Below are 19,997 nucleotides of genomic sequence, written 5' to 3'. Positions count from 1 at the left end.
CAAGGTATTTTTGTTTTTTCTTAAAAATAGGGAGGATGTAGAAATGGGTAATCAAGAGCAAACATCAGGTAAGATTTTGGTTTACACGGGAAATGGAAAAGGGAAGACTACAGCGGCATTTGGATTAGCTGCACGAGCGTTAGGTAGAGATAAGAAGGTTGTTATTTTACAATTTATTAAATCTCCAGAACGTACATATGGTGAACAAATTTCATTAGAAAAATTAGGCGCAGAAGTAGCTCAATTAGGTATCGGATTTACATGGCTGAAAACACCTGAGGAGCATCGTGTATCTTTGAAAAAAGCTTGGGCAACAGCGAAAGAAAAGCTTCTAAGTGGTGACTACGATGTTGTGATTTTCGATGAGCTGAACAATGCGTTAAGTATTGATTCATTCCCAATTGATGATGTACTACCTTTAGCAGATGTAGTAGATACTTTGAAGAAGAAGCCTGTTGCTACTCATGTTGTGATTACAGGTCGAGATGCGAAGCCAGAGATTAAAGAACTTGCTGATTTGGTTTCCATCATTGAAGAAGAAAAGCATTACTACCAAGATGGTGTAGATGCTATTTATGGTATTGAATATTAATTCGTAAGTGTAACTATTTAATAGTTTTTACTTAATAAAACAAGCAGATAAGATGGAGGAACAATCATGGTTAAAAGATTTACCAAAAGTATTAGTTTATTAGCGTTATTATTGTTATTAACGTTTAGCGCACTAACAGGTTGTGGCACATCAGATGAGCCGAAGAAAGAAGAGACGAAAACAGAACAAGGAGATGCGAAACAAGGAGCATTTCCAGTAACGATTAAAGATAGCACAGGTAAAGATATAACGATTGAAAAGAAACCTGAAAAAATTGTTTCGTTATTACCAAGTATTACAGAAAATCTATTTGCACTAGGTTTAGATAAAGAAATTGTTGGTGTATCTGATTACGATAATTATCCAGAAGCAGCTACAAAGAAAGAAAAAGTTGGTTCACAAGATATGAATCTTGAGAAAATTTTAGCGCTTAAGCCGGACGTAGCATTCCTACAAGAATATCATGTACAAAACCATGCTAATGCGGTTAAGCAATTAGAAGATGCAGGTATTACAGTTGTTGTACCTGATGGAACACAAGCATCTTTTGAAGACGCATATGATGTTATGCAGCTACTTGCTAAAGCAACAGGTAAGGAAAAAGAAGCGGATAAAATCATTGCTGATATGAAAGAAAAAGTAGCAGCAATTAAAGAACAAGCGAAAAACGTAAAAGAAAAGAAAAAGGTTTATGTAGAAGTTTCACCTGCACCTGATATTTTTACAACAGGAAAAAATACATTCATGAATGAAATGATTGAAATGATTGGTGCTGAAAACGTGGCAGCGAACCTAGATGGATGGGTAAAATTAAGCGAAGAAGAAGCAGTTAAATTTAACCCAGATGTGATTATTACAACATATGGTTATTATGTTGATAAACCGGCTGAGCAAGTGTTAAATCGTAAAGGTTGGGCAGAAGTAAACGCTGTGAAGAATAAACAAGTGTTTGATGTGGACAGCGATTCAACAACTAGACCAGGTCCTCGTTTAGTAGACGGAGTTGAAGAACTTGCAAAAACTATTTACCCAGATGTTTTCAAATAAAAAAATTATTTGGTTAACAGTATTCACGCTTTTATTCGTTGTAGGGTCAATGATAGCGGGTGTATTTGTTGGGGCGGTTTCTATAACCGTCCCTGACATTTTTAAAATCATTGCAGGTAAGATACTTGGAATGTCTTTTTATGATGGTGAGAAAACAACCGAATTAATAATTTGGGAAATTCGTTTTTCTAGGGTTGTTTTAGCATTTCTAGTTGGTGCCTCATTATCTCTTGCTGGTGCAGCATTTCAAGGATTGTTACGCAATACACTTGCGGATCCATATACGATTGGTGTGTCGTCTGGAGCTACTCTTGGTGCGGTATTAGTATTATTTTTTCAAATTCCAGCTACGTTTATTGCGGGGTATACACAACCGATTATTGCTATTTTATTTGGATTAGGAACACTTATTATCGTTCTTATTATCACGAACTTTGCTTCAGGTAAACTTTCCAATGAAACCATCATTCTTGCTGGGATTATTTTATCGTCATTCATGGGTGCAATTGTATCTTTATTAATTGCATTAACACCACGAGAGGATATCAGCAATATTCTTTATTGGACAATGGGCAGTGTCGCAATGAGAGGTTGGGGGCATGTACAATTAATTTTACCGTTTTTTATCATTGGGGCAGCTATCATACTGATTCACTATCGTGAACTTAATAATATGGCATTAGGTGAGCAATCTGCACAATTCTCAGGCATGGATGTGAAAAGTAAGAAGAAACTAATCTTAATCGGTGCTTCTATATTAACAGGTGCGGCGGTTGCGGTATCAGGTGCGATTGGATTTGTTGGTCTTGTGATTCCACATTTAGTCCGTTTGCTAACAGGTGCAAACCATCGTTATGTATTGCCCTTTTCTTTACTGATTGGAGGGGCTTACTTAGTGTTGGCTGATTTACTCGCAAGAACAATCATAGCACCAACAGAGTTACCTATTGGTGTTGTAACAGCGCTTATCGGAACGCCGATATTTACTATTTTACTTGTTAAGCAACGATTTAAGAAAAGGAATGCTTAAACTAAGTGGAGGCTTTTAGAAATGATTACTGTAAAGAATGTTACAGGTGGATATAATGCTTCAACTGCGATTGTTCATAATCTTTCTTTTTCTGTTAAGAAAGGTCATTTTTTTGCGTTATTAGGACCGAATGGAAGTGGGAAAACAACCATTATACGATTGATTATGGGGGCACTATCGTTGCATAGTGGTGACATTATAATAGATGGTCGTGACGTGAGGGAATATAAACCGAGAGAATTAGCACAAAAAGTAGCGGTAATGACGCAAGAAAATGAAATAGGATTAGATTTTACAGTGCAGGAGATTGTGAGTCTTGGACGTTATCCGTATCAGAAATCCATTTTCTTTAAAGAAAATACAGCTAAAGACCATGAGATTGTTGAACAAGTAATGAAACAAACTCAAGTGTGGTCATTTAAAGACAGGCCTTATAATGCGTTAAGTGGTGGTGAGAAGCAGCGTGTCTTATTGGCGAAGGCGTTGGCTCAAGAGCCGGATTTATTGCTACTAGATGAACCGACGAATCACTTAGATGTGCGGCATACAATGGAACTACTGGACTTATTAAAAAAGCTTCAGTTGCAAACGAATTTAACCATTATTGCCATTCTTCATGATTTGAATTTAACTTCTTTATATGCAGATGGAATTGGTCTATTATGCGGTGGTGAATTATATGGTACGTATAATGGGTTGTTAGAAGAAAATGCGAAGGACTTCAGTGAAGTATATGAGGTAGATATGCAATTCCATTCACATCCTGATGTAGCGAAGAACCAAATCTTCGTTTCTCCGTCTTTTTTATTTGAATCAAAGGAAGAGGTTTTAACAAATTTTCTATCAGTGAAGGAAGCAGAACATCATATGGAGTTGCTGTTTGCTAAACCTTTAAGAACCATTTCTGTTGGAACAAATGGCAAAGGAATCACATGGGAAGATGGCTTTTATATTGCAAAAAACAAAGAGAGCGGGCCGACTAAACAAAGTATGCATTTCTTTGGGGATGCGGTCGTTTTTGCTTATAATTCTGAAAAGAATTGTTGTGAAAAATGGGTTGATTCAAAACAAATAAATAACGCCTGGTCTGCTTTATTAATTCTTACAACATATAAACACTCCTACCAGCTTGGTGTCATTACAGCCACTTACTTTGATGATAAGGAGCTAATGAATGTTGCTATGCAATTAACAGCGATAAAAACAGAATTGCAACTTAAAGCAGAAGCTCATTCTTATAGTCATGAACCACTGTCGCTCTTAACTGTAAGTTCATATGGTCAAGCAGAGTCTCAAAGAAAGAATGATGTCCAAAGTGCGACAAAGGAAATTATCCAACTGCTTCAACATGCTTGGAAGAGCCTTTATTATGATAGTGACAATCAAAAACAAAACGAAGTATATCGAATAATGAAGTAAAAGGTGTCAAGATTAATTGACACCTTTTGTTTGTAACTGCTGCAGCGTCTGTACATGATGATTGTTGCTTTCTAGTACTTCATCAATAAGCTTCTTATTCTCTTCGCTAATATCTCCTTTAATATTCTTTCCAGCTATGTGTACGGCATAATGTTGTTCTGCTTTAATCGCTTCCTCAATAATGTTTGCATTAGTTTTTGGGCTTGTAAATGAGCTGATAAAGTCAATCATAGAGCCCATGATACCTTCATCTGTTACGGGTGTTCCGTTTAAGTTTTGAATTCGTTCAGCAATTCGCATTGCGCTGAATTTATGCTCCTGCTGTATCTTTTGTAATACTTTCTTACTGTCGAGATCTTGGCAGTGTTTAATATAATGCTCATATGCATGAATTCCCATATATAAACCTTTGAGAAAATCATTTAATTCTTTAATATCATCATTTTTCATTTAGTTCACCTCAATAGTAGTTTCTCTGATTGAACATGGTCTATACTTGAAAATTGTCAGATGATAGAAGGTATTAGCATGGATTTCCATGACAAATTTTGTTACAATGTATTGGAATTGCTCGGGAATAATAAATTTATTAAGTTTTCGTAGCTTTGTGCCACACGAATAATAGACAAAGAAAAAGGGGAAAAGGAAATAATGACTAAATTTGTAAGAACATTAGTGATGGTTGTTTTCGTTGGTTTAGTTTCATTTGGTATAACCAAAGAAACAGAAGCTGTGCAGAATAATTATGTTCAGGCTATTCGAACAACTGCCGTTTATGATGTTGTTGACGGAAAGGAACTGCAAATAGGCACTATTAATGCCAAGCAACAATTTGTGTTAAGTCGTTCTGATGCTAATCGTTTTTATATAAAATACGGCAATAATAATGCTTACTTTGATAAGAGAAATGGACAAGTTGGGAAGAAGACGACAAATTTTGTGCAGGCAAATGTAATGGCTGCGACAAATGATGTAGTTGTTACAAAAGCAAAGACGCCAGTATATGATCGAACAGTTGGTTCAAAGCAAGTGCTAGCAGTAATAAATATCAATATACGTTATCCGGTTATTGGAAAGGTAAAAGACTGGTATCAAGTAAATGTAGGTAATCGAATAGGGTATATAAGTGCGCAAGCGGTAACAGAAGATAAGGGTATACCTGTCCTAATGTACCATCATATGTTGCCTAATCCAGAACTTACACCTTTTAGTAAGAACTCAATGGTTATTAAAGTTTCCACATTCCAAGAACAAATGAAATATTTAAAAGCGAATGGATGGAGAACGATAACACTTCAAGAGTTGGATCGTTACTTATATAATGAACAGAATTTAACAGGTAGGGTAGTAGCCATTACGTTTGATGATGGTAATACCTCAACTGTTAAATATGCATATCCTATTTTGAAAGCAAATAATCAAAAAGCAACTCAATTTATCATTGGAGACCGAGTGAGAGCGCAAGCAAAACCGTGGGATGAAATGACTTTTTCATATGTAGGATATAAAGAAATGAGAGAATCAAAAGATGTTTATGATTTTCAATCGCATACATTCGGACTTCATTTACGAGATCCTATTACATCTCAACCATACTTAATTAAGAAAAACTATGATGAGATTTTAAATGATACATTAAGAGGTAAGGAGCATATTGGAGCGTTTGATGGTAATCCAAATAGAATCCAATATTTGGCATATCCTTGGGGGCAATTTGATCAAGAAGCAGTGAGTGCTATAAGTGAAGCAGGTATTCGCATGGCATTTACAACTAATACTGGGAATGTAAAATTAGGTGATGATCGTTATGAATTAAATCGCCAAGGTATTGCTCCAAGTCATAGTATGACTGATTTTATAAATAAACTTAATGGTACATACAAGGGACGGAATATAGTGGAGTAAGAATGAAAGCAAAAAACCAGCATGCTTAGAGGGATGCTGGTTTTTTGCTCTTATTTAATTTTATAAACCATTCAGGGTAATCAGTAACGATTCCATCTGGATTGATAGCTAATGCTTTCTTCATTTGCTGTTCATTGCGTATTGTCCAAATAAAACAATGGGCATTTTGATTATGAATAGTATTGAGAAGTTGTGAGCTACTATTTGTAATCCTTGGATTGATGTATGAAGCATAGGAAGCATGATCTTCTACCTGTTTCTTAGTAATCCCGTTCATTTGTTGTTTAATTAATACACCGACTGGTATATTTGGCAGCAATTGATGAAATACTTTGATGAACTCACTATTAAAGCTTTGAATAATAATGTGTTCATGAGGTTTTTTTCGTAAAAAATCTACTAATAGCATAGCTACTTTGTCAATATCAAAAATATGCTTTACTTCTATAAGCATCTGCACTTTACTATTATATTGCTCGAACATTTCCGTGAATGCTGGTATTCTCTCACCTGCAAAAGAAGGATGCTTCCATGAACCTGCATCTAATTGTTTTAATTCCTCTATTGTAAACTCTCTTACTAGACCTTTCCCATTTGTAGTGCGGTCTACAGTCTCATCGTGTATGACAGCGAATTGATTATCTTTCGTTAGTTGTATATCAAATTCAAGCATATCGGCTTGTAAATCCAGCGCAGCTTGAAAGGCGCTATGGGTATTCTCAGGATAGCTTCCCGCTGCACCTCTATGGGCAATAATCAACGGTTTTTTTTGATCAATAGTTGTATTGCTACGTTTGCCTTTTTGAAGCATGTAGAAACAACATATAAGAATGGAGACTATAACTAAAATACATAAGATGATGAGCATGCTTTTTCCTCCGATACATATTTATTAATACCCGCTACTTTTTCCTTACTTTTATATATAACAAATGTGAAGGGAGGTGAAAAGCATGGCGATTGAAACATTGGTTTCAAAACAATTACGCTTAACTTTTCAAACAGGGATTGATGGAGAAGGAAAACCAATTCTTGCGAGAAAAACGTTTTCCAACATCGATCCAACTGCTACGGCAGAACAACTTCTTGTATCTGCAAAAGCAATTGCTAGTCTTCAGATTCATCCTACCTATGCTATTGAACAACAAGAGTTACAAAGTATAGAAGAATAAAAAGAGATAGAAAGAGAGGAAAGGAGGAAGTAAGATGAGTAAAACATTAGAGATGGTTTTCACAATGGATAATAGCAAGTCTACGACTATATCTATCGATCAGCCGAAGGAGCCAGTTGATATTGATACTGTGAAAGCAGTGATGGATACATTAATTGCACAAGCCATTTTTTCGTCTTCTGCCAGTAAATTTGTTGCTAAGAAAGCAGTACGTGTTGTGGATCGAACTATCCAAGAGTATAGCATTTAAGTAAGTAGCATAATCAGTGGTGATAAATGTTGTTTATTACCACTGATTAATATTGAAAGGAGGAAGTGAAAGTGGAAAATATGATTCCTTTCATTAGTGATGTTGGCTTTCCAATTGTTGTAACACTTTATTTATTGTACCGAATTGAAACAAAATTAAATGTGCTAATTGAAACAATCCAAAGCCTCCCTCAACGAATGAAAGAGGAAAGTACATTTCAAATTTAAGGTGAATAAAATGATAGCTGACTCTTTTTTGGTTACACTAAATGTGTAATCATAGACATGAGTCAGCTTTTTTGGCATGACAAAAGACGCTACTATAGAGTAGCGTCTAAATAAACGTAAGTGAAAGTTTAAATTAAAGTTTTACTACGTTCTTAGCTTGTGGTCCACGGCTGCCATCTTCGATTTCGAACTCTACTTCTTGACCTTCATCAAGAGTTTTGTAGCCTTCGCCTTGGATTGCAGAAAAGTGAACGAATACATCGTTTCCGCCTGGTACTTCGATGAAGCCAAAACCTTTTTCGCCATTAAACCATTTTACTTTACCTGTTACTGTCATACGATAAATCCTCCTAAAAGTTAAACAAAAATTAACATGCTACTTTATTACTTCCCAGTTGAGATAATAAAATTCACACATTATCAAACAACAAACGTTTCCCTTTTGGCGCTTGATAATACGCAAATTTTTAATCCTACTGATAAGATATATTATACATGAATATATCTTAAATAACAAGTTCAATAGTGAAAAATATCAGAAACTTAAAAAGATAGCTAATCCTTCACCAATCCCATTAGTGAAGGATATGAAACCGATTTTATACCGATAGAATTTTCTCGTAACAATCGACAATATTTTCCTTTACTTTACCTTTGTCATAGAAAGAATATCCTACTCGTTCCCAGAAGTTTTTCGCTATTATATTTTTTTCTAAAATCGCTAGACGTAGCTTAGGGGTACTATCGGTCTTAATAACCTCTTCAAAGGCAGTATATGCCATTAATCCGTAGCCAAAACCGTGATAGTCATTATGAATCATAAATAAACCAATCCAAGTTGTTTGATCTTTGGGATTTATTAGCAAGTAATCAATCACACCAATATATGTATCATCAGCCTTTATGAAAACGCTTGTACTTCTATCATTTTGAAGCTCCTCTTTCACTTGTTCATCTGAGCGATTAGGGCTGCCATTTTCTAATATATTGTAATCATGATTCGAATTTAGTATTTCTTTAGCAATATATAATGTTTCTTCTGTAATTGGCTCAAAAGTAATCATTCTGTTTGCTCCTGTTCAGTATATATTTCGACTTTTATTGTACCTGATTATATAGGCAAAAGTAATTAAATTTCGATGGAAATCAAATCTACTATGAGTTATTTTGCTTATAAAAGTTAATATTCTTAATTCTATTTGCTAGCTATATTTTATATTGATATAATTTTTATATTCCAAATTCATGAAAAATGAGTAGCTAAAAATAGGAGACTAAATATGATATCAACAATCATTTTATGTAAGCGACCTAATTTTGAGAAATCACCGACACCAGCAAATTTTTTATGTAGTGCTATTGTGATATTTAAAGAAGAATTACCGATTACACATGGTTATTGTGAAATTTTTAAAAATAATGAAGATATCTATATTCATTCAAAAGGTTGGAGTATACCCCAAGAAAGCCTTATTAGAACGATTCAAATGTATGTCAGAAATAAACTAAATGATATTGAAGCAGGAAATATCAGCACTGCAGATAAGGCTCGTACGAAAGCGGAGCGTTATCTTATAAAGCAAGGAAGATCTTTTGCAACTGATTTAGATATGGACAATTTACCAAAAGAAATACAAGAATGTGTGGAGGATTATCCTCCAGAAATGAAGGCGGAAATACTAAGTCTTGACCAAGAGATACAAAATATTACAGACCGAGTTAATGCGGCTTGGAAGAAATAAATGGCCAAATAAAACATATACGAAGCATATTAAAAGCGTAAAGAGGCGTCCTGAAAGTGATTGAAAAGCACTTTGGGACGCCTCTTTTTTAAAAGGAGAAGAATATATAAAATTTTGTTTGGCCTCTAAGCCTACTGCCACATGGCTCCTATTTGATTAGAAGTAAAAACAAGTAGTAAATTCTAAATCAAAATGGATAGGTGACGTTTTTTCTTATTGTCTAGCTCCAGCACATACGGAGCTAAGAAGGGTGCTTACGATTTTCTTATCCAATCAGCATGCCTGCAATTGCCGCACTTAAGCATGAAGCGAGAGCACCTGCAATGACGGATTTGACTCCCATTTTTGCAATATCTGTTCTTCTGCTAGGTGCTAATTTTCCCAATCCACCTAAAAGAATTCCCAATGACGAAACATTGGCAAATCCACATAATGCGAAGCTAATAACCGCCACGGTTTTTGGAGATAAATTTGGAATTTCTGGCGCAAAGGCAGAATAGGCTACAAATTCATTTAAAATTAATTTCTGTCCAATAAAGTTCCCCGCAACAAGTGCTTCATTCCAAGGAACACCAATGATAAAGGAAAGCGGAGCGAATATATATCCTAAAATTAGTTCTAAAGAAAGTTGATCAAAACCGAATATGCCTCCAATTAAACTTAATATTCCGTTAAGTAAAGCAATTAAAGCAATGAAAGCAAGAAGCATAGCGCCAATATTTAAAGCTAGTTGTAATCCAACCGAAGCACCGTTAGCTGCAGCATCTATTACGTTAGCTGATTCATCATCTTTATGCATTTGAAAATCTTCGTTTTCATTACTTTCCTCCGTTTCAGGATAGATAATTTTTGCTAATACTAATCCCGCTGGTGCAGACATTAAACTTGCCGCTAATAGGTATTCAAGAGGTACACCAAGAAGTGAATATCCTATTAGAACGCTACCAGCAACGGAAGCTAGTCCACAAACCATAACGGCAAATAGCTCCGACATAGTCATTCCTGGTAAATATGGTTTAACAACTAATGGTGCTTCTGTTTGTCCAACGAAAATGTTGGCTGTTGCTGAGAAAGTTTCGGCTTTTCTCGTCCCCAATAGTTTTGCTAGACCGCCACCAATGTATTTAATAATAAATTGCATAATACCTAAGTAATATAACACTGAAATCAAACTGGAGAAGAAAATTACAACTGTCAACACATTGAATGCAAAGACAAAGGAAATATTTGATTCAGGAGTGTATATTCCTCCAAATAAGAATGATATTCCTTCGTTTGCATAAGTAATAATAGCATTAACAACATCTGTAAGCTTTTGAAGGGCTGCGCGCCCTAATGGCCATTTAAGTACGATAAAAGCAAATGATATTTGAATAGCTAATCCAACTAATACTGTCCGAAAATTAATTCTTTTTTTGTTATTTGACATAAGAAAAGCAATGCCAAGAACAGCGAGTAATCCAATTAGTCCCCATAAATAGTTCATGATAACACCTCAATATATTTTCTTTTTGTTAAAGAAAGGGAAGATTGACTACAAGTAGTTTGAACGAAAGTGTTGAAATTATTCTCATATGCTCATGGGGAAGAAATTAAATTATTGTTAGAGTAAGAGGTATACTAGAAAATAAATGAAAATTTCGAGAAGAAATTGTTTTCTGTATGGAAATTTCATATCCTAAAAAGATAGCCAACGATATTGAAACTATGTTATATTCGATTAGTTAAAGCTATGAAACGGCTAGATTTTTTTATAGATAAGGATGTAGAAAATGAACTCATCACTTCAAAAGGAAGTCCAATCAAGAAAAACGTTCGCCATCATTTCCCACCCGGATGCTGGTAAAACGACTATTACAGAAAAACTATTATTGTTCGGTGGCGCTATTCGTGATGCTGGAACAGTTAAAGCACGTAAAACAGGTAAATATGCAACATCTGACTGGATGGAAATCGAGAAGCAAAGAGGAATCTCGGTTACTTCTTCTGTTATGCAATTTGAATATAAAGACTGTAAAGTAAACATTGTTGATACACCTGGTCACCAAGACTTTAGTGAAGATACGTATCGTACATTAACTGCAGTTGATAGTGCAGTCATGGTTGTCGATGCGGCTAAAGGTATCGAGGATCAAACAATGAAGCTATTCAAAGTTTGTCGTATGAGGGGTATTCCAATCTTTACATTTATTAATAAGATGGACCGACAAGGTAAAGAGCCTTTAGAGCTTCTAGCTGAATTGGAAGAAGTACTAGGAATTGAATCTTACCCAATGAATTGGCCGATTGGTATGGGTAAAGACTTTGAAGGTATTTATGATCGTTACAATAATCGTATTGAGCTTTTCAAAACGGAAAGTGATGATCGATATTTACCATTAAATGAAGACGGTGAAATAGAAAATAATCACCCGTTGAAGGATTCACCTCTATATGAACAAACTTTAGACGAGATTCTATTATTAAATGAAGCGGGTAACGAATATAGTGTTGATCGAATCTCTCAAGGTGAATTGACACCTGTATTCTTTGGTAGTGCATTAACAACTTTTGGTGTGCAAACTTTCTTGGATGCATTCTTAGATTTTGCACCATCACCACAACCAAGAATGTCTTCTGCAGGAGAAATTGATCCAAGTAGCGAAGATTTCTCAGGATTTATTTTCAAAATCCAAGCCAATATGAATCCAAAGCATAGAGATCGTATTGCCTTCTTACGTATTTGTTCAGGTAAATTCGAAAGAGGTATGAATGTTAATTTAAGTCGTACGGGTAAAAGTATTAACTTGTCTTCATCGACACAATTTATGGCGGATGAGCGTGCAACAGTAAATTCAGCGGTAGGTGGCGACATTATCGGCTTATATGATACAGGTAATTATCAAATCGGTGATACGATTACTACTAGCCGTGAGATGTTCCAATTTGAGAAGCTACCACAGTTCACGCCAGAAATCTTTATGAAAGTATCGGCGAAAAACGTATTGAAACAAAAGCACTTCCATAAAGGTATTAATCAATTAGTACAGGAAGGTGCCATTCAATTATTTAAAACGGTAACGATGGAAGAATACTTATTAGGAGCTGTAGGACAACTACAATTCGAAGTATTTGAAAACCGTATGAAGAATGAATATAACACGGATGTTATCATGGAGCGTGTTGGAAACAAGATGGCACGTTGGGTGGAAGGCAACGTTGTAGATGAGAAGCTTAACAGTTCTCGTAGTATTTTAGTTAAAGATCGCTATGACCAATATGCGTTCCTTTTCGAGAATGAATTTGCACTTCGTTGGTTCCAAGATAAGAACCCTGATGTGAAGCTTTATAATCCAATGGATGGTAAAGACGCTTAATTAACTAAATTTAAAAGAAGTTTTTCTACAGCTTAAGGCTGTTTGAAAGGCTTCTTTTTTTATGGTGAGTTGAAGATTGTGATATAGTATTTTCTGCTTGTTGCGTTAGTATATTAAAGTGTTAGTAAGTTGAAATAATTTTATTAATATATTTTTTTCTTGACAAAAGCACAATATTTTCGTAAATTATACATATACTTTAGTGCTAAAAAGCGTTTAAGTAAAAAAGAATATCTGTTAGCAGATTCAGTAGTTTTGTTTGAAGCAGCAAGAAGAGATCGGATGGATGGTGAGAATCCGAGCTGAAAACAAGAACGAATTACAACTGCCTTGAAATGACAGATGAGCAATGAGTGGGTAAGCATCGTCTTGCCAAGTAGGGTGGTACCGCGAAGCATCTTCGTCCCTATGTGGAGAAGGGCTTTTTTGTGTTTTATAAATGCTTTTTCTCCTATATACAACATGGTTAAGCAGTTCTAAGTTAGGGAGGAGATTTATTTTATGTTACAATCGGCAAAATTAAAGCTGCCTGTATGGGAAGCAGCAACTGTTATGGTTATTATTCTAGCCGTGTTAAGCTACGGTATTATTGTTTTAGGCGTTCAACCCCATTTACCAATGATTTTTGCAATGGTTCTTTTAATGGTTTACGGTATGATAAAGAAAGTAGCTATTTCAGATATTGAAAGAGGAATTATTACAGGTGCTTCATCAGGGCTTGGGGCGGTATACATCTTTTTCTTTATCGGAATGTTAATTAGTAGTTGGATGGCGAGTGGAACAATTCCTACATTAATGTTCTATGGTTTTGAATTATTTTCAGATATGCCATTATATTTTTCGGTATTTGTTGTTTGTTCAATTGTTGGTATTTGTATTGGTAGTGCCTTTACGACTTCAGCGACAATTGGTGTAGCATTTCTTGGAATGGCTTCTGCGATGGATGCATCACTTGCTATTACAGCAGGAGCAATTGTTTCAGGAGCATTTCTAGGTGATAAAATGTCTCCACTGTCTGATACGACTAATTTAGCATCAGAAACTGTTGGTGTTCCAATCTTTGAGCATATTAAGAATATGATGTGGACAACAGTGCCAGGATTTATTATTACAGCGATTATTTTCTTTGTAATTTCACCAGGTAAGGGTGGAAGTACAGAAGAAATCACGACTTTTTTAGCTGCGTTACAAGAACATAGCTATATTAGTTTAGTAGCATTAATTCCGTTTGTTATTGTATGTATACTAGCGATGTTCAGAGTTTCGGCAATTCCTACTCTTTCAGCAGGAATTGTAAGTAGTGTCGTAATTGCTTTCATTTCTGATAGTTCACTAACATTCTCAAAAATGGCGAATATTTTATTCTCAGGTTTTGTTATGGACAGTAATGTAGAGCAGTTAAATTCGGTTTTATCAAGAGGCGGAATCGAGAGCATGATGTTTTCCGTTTCATTAGTCTTATTGGCATTAGGTATGGGTGGATTGCTATTTTTACTAGGAATTATTCCTTCTTTATTACGTTCGATTGAGAAAGTATTAACGAATGCATTTCGTTTAATTATGGCAACGGCTTGTACAGCAATTGGGATTAATTTCTTTGTTGGAGAGCAATACTTGTCGATTCTATTAACTGGTAAAACGTATGAAAATCAATATGAAAAGCTAGGTTATAATAAAAAGACTTTATCTAGAGCTTTAGAGGATACTGGAACAGTTATTAATCCGTTAGTACCGTGGGGAGTTTCAGGGGTATTTATTGCGGGGGTATTAGGTGTACCAACAATGGAGTATGCACCATTTGCCTTCTTCTGTTTATTATGTCCACTGCTAACGATTTTCAGTGGATTAACGCAAATCGGATTAGCGAAGCATAAGCATACAGAAGTAAGTAATACAATACAATAGGTACAACCAATACATCTCAATACAGGAAATGGAGGAATGGTATGTTTATTATTCGATTCTTAATAAGCGGGCTTGCATTACTTGGGATTGATTATGTGCTTGAGGGAATATACATTGATAATTATGGAACAGCTTTAATCGCCATCTTCATTATTGGTATACTGAATATATTTGTGAAGCCAATTTTGCATTTATTATCATTGCCAATTACGTTATTAACGTTTGGGTTATTCTCATTTATTATTAATGCCGCTATATTCTTCCTTGCTTCTCAATTTATTAGCGGTTTCACTGTTTCATCGTTTTGGGGTGCTTTACTCGGAAGTATTCTTCTTAGCTTAGTGCAAAGTGCGCTTCGAGGAAAAGACGATTGAAATCTTATAGGAAACATAATAAAAAGGTCAGCAGACATATAATTGTTTGCTGACCTTTGTTGTATTCAACAATTGTGTCAGTTATAGTTGATTTATGGAGTATTTTCTGAAAAAAATGATTGAGAAAGAGGATTAGTGTATGAAACTTAGTGCGTTTTCCATTAGAAGACCGATTTTCACACTAGTTACAATGATTTTTGTTTTAGTATTGGGGACAGTGTCACTTTTAAATATACCTTTAAAGCTAATTCCTGATATTAATCCTCCGGTTGCGGTTGTTGTAACTACATATGAAGGAGCAAGTCCAACTGAAGTTTCGGAAAAAGTCTCACGGCCATTAGAAGCGAATCTTTCGACTTTACCTGGCTTGAAGAATATAACATCTACTTCTCAGGAAGGTGCGAATTTAACATTATTAGAGTTTTCTTGGACAACGAAACTAGATGAAGTAGAGAATGATGTTCTGCAACGTCTGGAAAGCGTTAGACTACCAGATGGAGTAGAGAAACCTAGATTCATGAAGTTTGATCCATCTCAGTTTCCGATTATTCAGCTTACTTTAAGTTCAGATACAAATCCAGAAGCACTTCGAGAGTTGGCAGATGAATTAAAGCTTCAGTTATTGAAAGTTAATGGAGTAGCTAATGTCAATTTATCTGGTACGCTAGTGAAACAGGTTTCTATTGAATTAGATGAAGATAAATTAAAAACATATAAGCTCGCTCAAAGTGATGTTGTACGTGTTATTTCGGCTAATAATGTCAGTATGCCTGGTGAAAAGGTCTTAACTAAAGGTAAATACTTAACGACTAGAATTATGAGTAGCCTACAATCTGTCGATGATATAAAAAAGCTAACGCTTGCAATAAATCCGATTAATGGTTCTAAGATTACAGTCGATGATGTTAGTAAAGTGGCAATAGTCAGCCAAAATGATCAAACTATCACTAGGACAAATAATGTTCCATCTGTTCTGCTTAGCGTCATGCAGCAATCAGATGCAAATACAGCTTCAGTATCAGAAGAGTTTCAAAAAGAACTACATACGATTTTAAAACAGGATCAATATAAAGATATTAAAAGTGATATTTTATTTGATCAAGGTGATTACATATCTTTAGCTATTGGAAACATTTCATCATCGCTTGTCATTGGTGGCGTTTTAGCGATGCTTATTTTAATTATGTTTCTGCGTAGTTTGAAAAGCCCAATTATTATCGGGATAGCTATCCCTTACTCTGTTATCGTCACATTTGTATTGATGTATTTCTCAAACTTTACATTAAATATTATGACGTTAGGTGGATTAGCACTCGGAATTGGGATGTTAGTTGATAACTCCATCGTTGTGATTGAGAACATATACCGTCATTTATCGATGGGCAAAGATCCTAAAGTTGCTGCTCAAGAAGGTGCGAAAGAGGTAGGGGGAGCGATTACAGCTTCTACTCTTACAACAGTTGTTGTGTTCTTACCAGTAGCATTTATTTCGGGAATTATTGGCGATTTATTTTTAGAGTTTGCTCTAACGATATCCTTTAGTTTATTTGCTTCTTTATACGTAGCTTTATCGATAGTACCGATGATGGCGAGTAGATGGTTAAAGGCGCCACCTACAAATATCGAGAAGAAGCGAAAAGCATCACGGTCAATGATGCTGCTAAAGGGGAGTGTGGAGTGGTCATTGCAACATCGTTTTATCGTCTTGCTCATCACGTTTGTTTTACTAGTTGCAGGTGGCTTGGGTCTTACTACTGTAGGCACACAGTTTTTACCGAATACTGATGAAGAGTATTTCTCTATGCGTGTTGAATTAGAGAATGGTACAGCAATTTCTGAAACAGAAAAAGTTGTAGCAAGTTTAGAGAAAGAGTTAAAGAAGGTAGAAGATGTAGATGTATATGTCAGCTATATTGGTTCAACACAAGAAGGTTCATTCCGAGGAAATGCGGATAGCAATCGAGCTGAAATATATGTGAAATTAGTTGACTTAGACAAACGAGATCAATCTGTATTTCGTATAGTAGATGATATGAAGAAGGATATGGAGCAAGTTGCTAAGAAAACAAATCCAACTGCAGAAGTATCATTTGTACAGCAGTCTACACATGGCTCTGCACCAAATACATTAACATTTAGCTTGCGTGATACAGACAAGAATCGTTTAGATGAAGGCGTGCGTAATCTTCAAAAACAATTAAAAACATTAAAAGATGTTTCAGAAGTAGAAACGAACTTGAGTGATAAAGTAGAAGAGGTTCAGGTTGTTATTAATCGAGAAAAAGCATTACAGCATGGATTTGTTCCAGCACAAATCGCTTCTATAACAAATGATGTAACAAGGGGAGCTTTTGCAACACAAATTGTAAATTCAAAAGGTGATGTACAATCGGTACTTGTTCAATATGACCAAAATGTTGTTGAAAATATTGAAAGCCTAAGAAATTTAGCTATCAAAAAAACAGATGGAACTTTCATAGCATTAAAAGATGTAGCGAATTTCTATTTAGGTGAAAGCCCGGTAAAAATTCAACGTATTAATAATCAAGATGCTGTTCAATTCACTGTTAAATATAAATCAAATGCAACGCTTGGAGATGTTACAGAACAAGTAGAAAAAGCCGTTAAAGATGTTAACTTAGCTAAGCAAACAGAACTTGTCTATAGCGGTGATAAAGAATTATTAGATACTGCTACGAATCAAATGGGCTTAGCGTTTATTTTGGCGATAATCTTTATCTATTTGGTAATGGCAGCACAGTTTGAGTCGTTGAAATATCCATTTGTTATCATGTTTAGTGTACCGTTATTTATTATAGGGGTAGCCATCGCATTAACAACAACAAGAACTCCAATTGGCATAACGGCTATTATTGGTATCATTGTGTTAGCAGGAATTGTTGTCAACAATGCGATTGTTATAGTTGATTACATTAATCAGCGAAAGCAGCAGGGATTGTCTTCATATGAAGCGATTGTGTCTTCTGTGCTTGATAGAGCTAGACCAATATTAATGACTTCTTTAACGACAATTCTTGGTCTTGTACCAATTGCTTTAGGCATTGGTGAAGGTACGGAATTGAATCAACCGATGGGGATAACGGTTATAGGAGGCTTGATTAGTAGTACATTCTTAACGTTATTTGTTATTCCGATAATATATAGCTTCTTTGATAAACAAACAAGAAAAAAAGCGAGATTCAATAGACAGTTAAAAATAAATGATGAACGAGATAATGTTGACGTTGAAATAGAAAAAGAAAAGCTTCGTGAATTACGAGAGCTGGTTAAAAGCGTTCATCATGATAATAATTAAGCTAAAAAAGAAAATGAGAGAGCAGGTGGGAATATGACTAAGACGAAGGAGCACTGGGATGTATACTCACCTTCGACTGGCGAGCATATTTATACAATGAATGAAACAGATGTAACAGAAGTTGATTCATTCGTTGCTAAATCTAAACAAGCATTTCAAACATGGAGTCGCATGGATTTTTCTAAGAGATTGAGCTATTTTGCGAATTTACGTAATGTAATATTGCAAGAACTTGATCAAACAACGGATGTGATTGCGAAAGACGCTGGTAAAGTACAAATGGATGCGCTCGTTGCTGATATTATGCCAGTCCTAGATTTTCTGAAATTTTTAGAGAGTAGTGCGGAAGCTATTTTACGAAGGCAAAAAGTAAAAACACCAATTGTCTTTATCGGAAAGAAATCGTATGTGGAATATATGCCGAGGGGAATCGTTCTTGTGATTTCCCCTTGGAATTATCCTTTTCAACTATCAATGATACCGATTTTAAGCGCTTTGGTTTCAGGCAATACGGTCATTGCTAAACCATCTGAAATAACACCTTATGTAGGTAAATACATGGAAGAGCTATTTGAACGAGCTGGTTTTCCAGAAGGTGTGGTGCAATTTGCTCATGGAGGCAAAGAGTTAGGAGGAGCACTCGTTGCTTCGAAGCCAGATTATATTTTCTTTACTGGCTCTGTCGCTACAGGGAAAATCATTGCAAAGCAAGCAGCTGAGCATCTTATTCCAGTAACGTTAGAGTTAGGTGGTAAAGATCCAATGATTGTTTGTCGTGATGCTAATATTGAACGTGCAGCTAAAGGTGCAGTTTGGGGAGCATTTACGAATAGTGGTCAAGTATGCATGAGTGTGGAAAGGCTATATGTAGATGAAACCATTTATGAACCGTTTATTTCAGCAGTAAAGAAAGAAGTAGCTGCATTAACACAAGGGGCATCGAAAGAACATGATGTTGGAAGTATGACGTTCCACACACAAGTTCAAATTGTTAAAAACCATGTGAATGATGCGCTTGTAAAAGGAGCGGTTCTTGAAACAGGGAAGAATCCTACCGATTGGGATGAAGATTCGATGTTCTTACAACCGATGGTCTTATCTTCGATTACGAATGATATGAAAATCGTTTCAGAAGAGACTTTTGGTCCAATTATGCCAATTATTCCATTTAAGGATGAACAAGAAGCAATTTACTTAGCTAATAAAAGCGAGTATGGCTTAAATGCAAGTGTATGGTCAAATGATATACAGAGAGCAAATCAAATAGCTTCACAACTTGTTTCTGGAGCGGTAATAATCAATGATGTCATTATCTCTGTAGCAAATCATCATTTACCTTTCGGAGGAGCAAAACAAAGTGGTGTTGGTAGATATCATGGTGAACAGGGTTTACGTATGTTCTGCCATGAAAAAGCGATAATGCAGGATGCAGGGAAGAAGAGTAATGAAATTCAATGGTATCCTTATAATGGGAAATTCGATGATTTTAAAAATATGATCGAAGCTTTTTATGGAAATCAACGAAAATGGGTTCGTTTCCTAAAAAGTTACTTAAACCTTTTAAAGAAAAGTAAGTAAAAATTAGTAATCTAGTTTAATATTTCTTTATTAAAGTGTTGCAAAACATTTTATGATGAAATATAATGATATTACAAATTAATA

The 19,997-nt window shown here is 35.3% G+C and carries 19 protein-coding genes; 14 read left to right on the top strand and 5 right to left on the bottom strand.

Translation table 11 applies throughout. The features are described 5' to 3' along the window. Positions 1–43: 43 nt before the first annotated feature. From TX86_RS12720 to TX86_RS12705, 4 genes are all read left to right on the top strand, one after another. A complete protein-coding gene (locus TX86_RS12720; RefSeq protein WP_042349170.1) occupies positions 44–592 on the top strand; it encodes a cob(I)yrinic acid a,c-diamide adenosyltransferase in 549 nt (182 codons plus the stop codon). A gap of 66 nt (positions 593–658) precedes the next feature. After that, positions 659–1,639, top strand: coding sequence for an ABC transporter substrate-binding protein (locus tag TX86_RS12715; RefSeq protein WP_042349169.1), 981 nt, complete (start codon positions 659–661; stop codon positions 1,637–1,639). Further along, positions 1,605–2,669, top strand: coding sequence for a FecCD family ABC transporter permease (locus TX86_RS12710; protein WP_230203615.1), 1,065 nt, complete (start codon positions 1,605–1,607; stop codon positions 2,667–2,669). The genes TX86_RS12715 and TX86_RS12710 overlap by 35 nt, the downstream gene beginning before the upstream one ends. A gap of 21 nt (positions 2,670–2,690) precedes the next feature. Next, complete coding sequence (locus TX86_RS12705; protein WP_052343654.1) at positions 2,691–4,088, top strand: ABC transporter ATP-binding protein; 1,398 nt, start codon at positions 2,691–2,693, stop codon at positions 4,086–4,088. A 12-nt stretch (positions 4,089–4,100) separates the two neighbouring features. Here TX86_RS12705 and TX86_RS12700 read toward each other — a convergent pair whose 3' ends face one another. Further along, entirely contained in the window at positions 4,101–4,538 is a 438-nt protein-coding gene (locus TX86_RS12700; RefSeq protein WP_042349167.1) for a DUF2383 domain-containing protein, read from the bottom strand. A gap of 201 nt (positions 4,539–4,739) precedes the next feature. On the opposite strand from TX86_RS12700, the gene TX86_RS12695 reads away from it, so the two are divergent. Beyond that, complete coding sequence (locus tag TX86_RS12695; protein ID WP_042349166.1) at positions 4,740–5,993, top strand: polysaccharide deacetylase family protein; 1,254 nt, start codon at positions 4,740–4,742, stop codon at positions 5,991–5,993. A 25-nt stretch (positions 5,994–6,018) separates the two neighbouring features. Here TX86_RS12695 and TX86_RS12690 read toward each other — a convergent pair whose 3' ends face one another. Then, complete coding sequence (locus TX86_RS12690) at positions 6,019–6,861, bottom strand: glycerophosphodiester phosphodiesterase (protein WP_052343653.1); 843 nt, start codon at positions 6,859–6,861, stop codon at positions 6,019–6,021. An 85-nt stretch (positions 6,862–6,946) separates the two neighbouring features. Between TX86_RS12690 and TX86_RS12685 the strand changes: the two genes are divergently transcribed. From TX86_RS12685 to TX86_RS12675, 3 genes are all read left to right on the top strand, one after another. Then, positions 6,947–7,165 (top strand): DUF1659 domain-containing protein, encoded by a 219-nt coding sequence (locus TX86_RS12685; RefSeq protein WP_042349165.1) that lies wholly within the window; start codon positions 6,947–6,949, stop codon positions 7,163–7,165. A 34-nt stretch (positions 7,166–7,199) separates the two neighbouring features. Then, positions 7,200–7,415, top strand: a complete 216-nt coding sequence (locus tag TX86_RS12680) for a DUF2922 domain-containing protein (RefSeq protein ID WP_042349164.1) — start codon at positions 7,200–7,202, stop codon at positions 7,413–7,415. Between the two features lie 71 nt (positions 7,416–7,486). Further along, a complete protein-coding gene (locus TX86_RS12675) occupies positions 7,487–7,642 on the top strand; it encodes a YvrJ family protein (RefSeq protein WP_042349163.1) in 156 nt (51 codons plus the stop codon). Positions 7,643–7,775: 133 nt separating this feature from the next. Here TX86_RS12675 and TX86_RS12670 read toward each other — a convergent pair whose 3' ends face one another. Together TX86_RS12670 and TX86_RS12665 are read right to left on the bottom strand one after the other, a co-directional pair. Continuing rightward, positions 7,776–7,979: a cold-shock protein gene (locus TX86_RS12670; RefSeq protein WP_042349162.1), complete on the bottom strand. Its 204-nt coding sequence runs from the start codon at positions 7,977–7,979 to the stop codon at positions 7,776–7,778. 262 nt (positions 7,980–8,241) lie between these two features. Next, positions 8,242–8,706, bottom strand: a complete 465-nt coding sequence (locus TX86_RS12665; protein WP_042349161.1) for a GNAT family N-acetyltransferase — start codon at positions 8,704–8,706, stop codon at positions 8,242–8,244. A 216-nt stretch (positions 8,707–8,922) separates the two neighbouring features. On the opposite strand from TX86_RS12665, the gene TX86_RS12660 reads away from it, so the two are divergent. Further along, positions 8,923–9,384: a hypothetical protein gene (locus tag TX86_RS12660; protein ID WP_042349160.1), complete on the top strand. Its 462-nt coding sequence runs from the start codon at positions 8,923–8,925 to the stop codon at positions 9,382–9,384. A 265-nt stretch (positions 9,385–9,649) separates the two neighbouring features. Here the strand turns inward: TX86_RS12660 and TX86_RS12655 are convergent, their stop codons facing one another. Beyond that, positions 9,650–10,870: a NupC/NupG family nucleoside CNT transporter gene (locus tag TX86_RS12655; protein WP_042349159.1), complete on the bottom strand. Its 1,221-nt coding sequence runs from the start codon at positions 10,868–10,870 to the stop codon at positions 9,650–9,652. A gap of 286 nt (positions 10,871–11,156) precedes the next feature. On the opposite strand from TX86_RS12655, the gene TX86_RS12650 reads away from it, so the two are divergent. The 5 genes from TX86_RS12650 (at position 11,157) to TX86_RS12630 (ending at position 19,913) form a co-directional block, all read left to right on the top strand. Then, positions 11,157–12,740 (top strand): peptide chain release factor 3, encoded by a 1,584-nt coding sequence (locus tag TX86_RS12650; RefSeq protein WP_042349157.1) that lies wholly within the window; start codon positions 11,157–11,159, stop codon positions 12,738–12,740. A gap of 501 nt (positions 12,741–13,241) precedes the next feature. Next, positions 13,242–14,645, top strand: a complete 1,404-nt coding sequence (gene nhaC / locus TX86_RS12645) for a Na+/H+ antiporter NhaC (protein WP_042349155.1) — start codon at positions 13,242–13,244, stop codon at positions 14,643–14,645. A 41-nt stretch (positions 14,646–14,686) separates the two neighbouring features. After that, complete coding sequence (locus TX86_RS12640) at positions 14,687–15,019, top strand: phage holin family protein (protein WP_042349154.1); 333 nt, start codon at positions 14,687–14,689, stop codon at positions 15,017–15,019. Between the two features lie 139 nt (positions 15,020–15,158). Further along, positions 15,159–18,335, top strand: a complete 3,177-nt coding sequence (locus tag TX86_RS12635) for an efflux RND transporter permease subunit (protein WP_081707649.1) — start codon at positions 15,159–15,161, stop codon at positions 18,333–18,335. Between the two features lie 33 nt (positions 18,336–18,368). Then, positions 18,369–19,913 (top strand): aldehyde dehydrogenase family protein, encoded by a 1,545-nt coding sequence (locus TX86_RS12630; RefSeq protein WP_042349153.1) that lies wholly within the window; start codon positions 18,369–18,371, stop codon positions 19,911–19,913. Positions 19,914–19,997: the final 84 nt, after the last annotated feature.

Origin of the sequence: Bacillus massiliigorillae, assembly GCF_000380245.2 — a bacterium.
GTDB classification, from domain to species: Bacteria; Bacillota; Bacilli; order Bacillales; family DSM-1321; genus Bacillus_AD; species Bacillus_AD massiliigorillae.
Note: the sequence above shows the minus strand (reverse complement) of the source record. Positions and strands in the feature narration are given on the sequence as shown.